1 protein-coding gene is annotated in these 256 nt (G+C 52.7%); it reads left to right on the top strand.

Going from position 1 to position 256, the window contains the following annotated elements; genetic code table 11:
• The first annotated feature begins 30 nt into the window (after window positions 1-30).
• The gene (locus AC1RPG_RS08860) at window positions 31-252 is read left to right on the top strand and encodes a hypothetical protein (RefSeq protein ID WP_289873957.1); all 222 of its coding nucleotides are present in this window, start codon (window positions 31-33) and stop codon (window positions 250-252) included.
• Window positions 253-256 lie beyond the last annotated feature (4 nt).

Raw genomic sequence — 256 nt, forward strand, 5'->3', positions numbered from 1 at the left:
GTGTAGAATGCGCGCTCTCAAGGAGAATCAATGACACCGAATATCACGTTGCGGTCCAGTTCCGGTAAACCCATTGCGGAACTTCCCCTCTCGAAGTTTGCCACTCCCCATACCGAGAAAGAGTTTATCCACATCGATCGATTGCCGGACGGCACGTGGCGTCTTCTATTCAACGTGCGTGGTCCCGATGGTAAGCAGATCAACACAGCCACAGTCGCATCAATGGCAATCGTCCGTTCGGAGGGAACATGAGCAT

It is taken from the genome of Dellaglioa sp. CoH-57-MRSF-18, from assembly GCF_056781995.1.